The organism is Sulfuricurvum sp., from assembly GCF_022759005.1.
Classification (GTDB): domain Bacteria; phylum Campylobacterota; class Campylobacteria; order Campylobacterales; family Sulfurimonadaceae; genus Sulfuricurvum.
Window position 1 is genome coordinate 1 of record NZ_JAEMQA010000103.1, and the last position, 3742, is coordinate 3742.

4 protein-coding genes and 1 pseudogene are annotated in these 3742 nt (G+C 43.4%); 3 read left to right on the plus strand and 2 right to left on the minus strand.

Going from position 1 to position 3742, the window contains the following annotated elements; genetic code table 11:
- The 3 genes and pseudogenes from JHC35_RS06780 to JHC35_RS06790 all read left to right on the plus strand — a co-directional run.
- A pseudogene (locus JHC35_RS06780) lies at window positions 1-404 on the plus strand (aspartate aminotransferase family protein); the annotation flags it as partial.
- Window positions 405-497: 93 nt separating this feature from the next.
- Window positions 498-788, plus strand: a complete 291-nt coding sequence (locus tag JHC35_RS06785; RefSeq protein ID WP_295043317.1) for an AtpZ/AtpI family protein — start codon at window positions 498-500, stop codon at window positions 786-788.
- 3 nt (window positions 789-791) lie between these two features.
- Window positions 792-1229 (plus strand): hypothetical protein, encoded by a 438-nt coding sequence (locus JHC35_RS06790; RefSeq protein ID WP_295043319.1) that lies wholly within the window; start codon window positions 792-794, stop codon window positions 1227-1229.
- Here the strand turns inward: JHC35_RS06790 and JHC35_RS06795 are convergent.
- Both JHC35_RS06795 and rpoD read right to left on the minus strand, forming a co-directional pair.
- On the minus strand, window positions 1204-1890 hold the full coding sequence (locus tag JHC35_RS06795) for a hypothetical protein (RefSeq protein WP_295043321.1): 687 nt from the start codon (window positions 1888-1890) through the stop codon (window positions 1204-1206). The two genes, JHC35_RS06790 and JHC35_RS06795, sit on opposite strands and share 26 nt — an antisense overlap.
- A partial coding sequence (rpoD, locus tag JHC35_RS06800) for an RNA polymerase sigma factor RpoD (RefSeq protein ID WP_295043323.1) occupies window positions 1890-3742 on the minus strand: 1853 nt, incomplete at its 5' end. The genes JHC35_RS06795 and rpoD, both read right to left, overlap by 1 nt.

Genomic DNA, 3742 nt, shown 5'->3' on the forward strand with positions numbered 1-3742 from the left:
ATCAAGCAGGAACCCTCAGTGGGAATCCGGTGGCGATGGCGGCAGGATTGGCGTCTATCCATAAACTCAAAAACAACGCACGGGTATTCAGTGTCCTCGAAGAGAGAGCGAAGCGTTTGATGGGCGGTTTTGCGGAAGCGGCAGCAAAACATAATATTGGTCTCCAAACCGACGTGCGCGGTTCGATGTTCGGATTTTTCTTCTCCGATGAATCGGTAGGAAACTTTGCCGAAGCGCTTAAAAGCGATACAGCACGTTTTGCCAAGTTTCATGCTGCGATGCTGGATGCGGGATTTTATTTTGCCTGTTCGCAGTTTGAGACGGGCTTTATCTCCACCGCGACAACCGATGCGATGATTGAAGAGACGATTGCCGCAGCAGAAAAGATTTTTTCAGAGTTATAAAATTTTACCGTTCGCCCTGAGCTTGTCGAAGGGTGAATTCATGGTTTGACAAGCTCACTACGAACGGACATAGAGAATTAAAAAAGGTATTTTATGGAAAACGAAGAGCAAAAACCCCGTTTAAAGCCGATCATCGAAGGGGCAGAAACCCTATCACTCGGTATCTCTATGGTGGTTGCCGTATTGATCGGTGTAGCCATCGGATTGGGACTTAAAAAACTCACCGGAATCACATGGCTTCTTTGGGTCGGTGTAGCCATCGGTATCGCCGCTGCATTGCTCAACGTCTACAAAGCGTACAGCAAACAGTACAAAGAGTTTGAACAATTAGCCAAAGACCCACGCTACAACATGGGCAAACAAGTCGATGACGACGAGGACTAAACAATGATGAGTTTTATCATCGCGATGATCTCGTCAATGCTTATTGTGATCGGATCGCTTTATGCCTATCGCAATATGATTCAAAGTCGTGTCGAAAACAGTGAAATTGACGATTTCAAAGATGCCATCGATGAGATGGACGATCCGTATGATCTCTACGAAGAAGAGAGAGAGCAAGAAATCACCGACATCAAGCAAATGATCAAAGAGGAAAAAGCGCGTCAAAAAGGGAATGTCCTCAAAAATACGACCCAAAACGCTTCGGCGATGGTATCGGTGTATCGATTGATTCCGTATGCATTTTTAATCATCGGATTTATTGCATTGAAAAATTCAAATGCTCTTGCGATATTGCCCTATTTGATCGGTTTGGCAGCAGGGATGCCGATAGGGTATTTTGTGGCTAAAAAACTCTTTATTTTACGATCATCGGAACGTTGATCGTAATACGTTGCTCTTTTATATCCACAAAAAGATTGTTTTCTTCTGCCAAATGGGTAATCTCAGCCAAATATCGACGATTGATTGTCTCTGCTGATACTTCGATGGAAAAAAGAGAATATTTCTCCCCTTCAAATTTAATATGCTCCCCGACACGGAAAAAGAGACGGGTCGCAATTTTTTCGTTCCCTGCCATAGAGGTATAAATTTTATTGAGCAGTTTGATGAACCATTCGGTTTGAAGACGTATCTCAGGGATCGTCGGATCGAGTTCTTTGGTGTATTTGCTTTGAGATCCGATTGAGTTGGAACTGATACACAGATCGATGAGGGTATAAATGTTGACCAATTGCCCTTCAGGCTTTTGCGCCGTAAATTGAAAGGAGGGAAGCTGGTAGAGGCGGATACCTATCTGTTCTTCGTCTTCATATCCGACCGTGATACCGAAAAATTTGAATCGTCCAAATTCGAGTTCCAAAAACGTGGTTTTAAATCCGAAAGAAGAACTGGCATAGGTGGTTGCGATTTTATAGATGGCAGAAGCCTCAATCGCCCCGAGAAGGTATTGTGCTTCAGTATTGAGCGAAAGGATCTTTCCGCTGGAGCTAAAAAGGATAAATGGATTAAAATCGTATTCAATCCATTGCTGATCGAACGTCATTAGTCCTCGATATAGTTTTTGAGTTTACGGCCCACTTTTGGGTGTTTGAGTTTTTTGATCGCGCTGCTTTCGATTTGGCGCACGCGTTCACGGGTAACATTGAGCTCTTTTCCGATCTCTTCGAGGGTGCGGTCACTCTCATCGTCCATGATCCCGAAACGCATTTTAATAACCGCTTTTTCACGTTCGTTGAGCTGTTCGAGAACGCTTTCGATTTGGACTTTTAAATCGTCTTTCAAGATAGCGTCACTCGGTGAAAGTGACATTTTATCTTCGATGAAATCTCCGAAACGGCCGTCTTCTTCATTCCCGATTGGAGCTTCAAGTGAAATTGGTTCTTTGGTGATTTTGATAACGTTTTTAACTTTCTCAACCGACAAGCCAACTTCTTCTGCGATGGTTTCGACATCCGGCTCTTTTCCGTGTTCTTGGAGGTGTTTACGCATAATCTTGTTGATACGGTTGATCGTCTCAATCATATGGATCGGAATACGAATCGTACGTGCCTGATCGGCGATAGCACGGCTGATTGCCTGACGGATCCACCATGTGGCATAGGTCGAGAATTTATACCCTTTTTGGTATTCGAATTTATCGACCGCTTTCATGAGTCCGATGTTACCTTCTTGAATTAGATCAAGGAACGGCAACCCACGGTTCGTATAGCGTTTGGCGATCGAAACGACCAGACGAAGATTCGATTTCGCCATGCGTGTTTTCGCCGTTTCAGAGATGCTTTTACCCCGTTTGATCTGCTCTAAGATATCGGCGAGTTTTTCCGGCTCCATGTTGAAGCCCCCCTTAGAAGCCTCTTTGGTTTGGATCAGTTTTTTGATCTCCATATAGGTGCTGACCATCGTCGCTTCAGGGACTTTTGTCGCAATCTCTTCTTTGGTCAAGTCGCAGATTTTATTCAAAATCAATGCGTGATTTTTCTTGAGTTGATCGTTAAAAAGAGGGAGCTTGTACTCTAAGCGTTTAAGTTCCCGATCAAATCCTTCGTCACTGCGAAGTGCCGTTTCCATAGAACGGACAAGCTCGTTGATGAGTTTTGAGGTTGGCCCAAGATTTAAAAGCGCTTCTTTGAGCATTTTTTTCTTGAAACTGACATTGAGAAAGAAAAGGACGTATTCTGCATCCATCTCATCGATCGGGCGCTCTTCCAACATTTTTTCAGTCGCTTTGACCCACTCTTTTTTTGCTTTTTCGAGTGCTTTAAAAGAGGTTACAACTTTTTCTACCCGCTTTTTATCTTTTGCTGAAGGGGCTTTTTCGGTTGTTTCGTCTTCATCGATATCATCTTCAACATCATCTTCACCATCATCTTCACCGTCTTCTTCAAAACTTTTGAAAAGTTCTTTAACGCGGCGTTCACGGTTGATGAGCGGGTCTTTGTAGTCGAGAATAAAATCAATGAGGTAAGGAACCGAACAAATCGCATCGATAATGATTCCTTCTCCCATCTCCATTCGTTTGGAGATCTCCACCTCTTCTTCTTTGGTCAAAAGGGGAATTTGCCCCATTTCACGAAGGTACATACGTACCGGTGAATCCGAACGTGACCATTCGAGGAGTTCGTGCTGCTTGAGAATATCAAACTCATCCCCGCTGGCTTCTTCGATGTATTTGAGCTGTGCGGCACGTTTTGCCGCTGCTTCTTGCTGATTGAGCATTTTTGCATGTTCTGAAGAGGTAAAAAGACAGATTTTGTATTTTTGCGCCAATTTTAAAATGTTTTTTGCTTGAGCAAGGGTCGGCTGTTTATCAAAAGAATCGACAATCGTTTCGTAGGTAAGGCAATTTTTGGATTTATGTTCGGAAAATAGGGTTTCGAGATGTTTATTTAGATCTT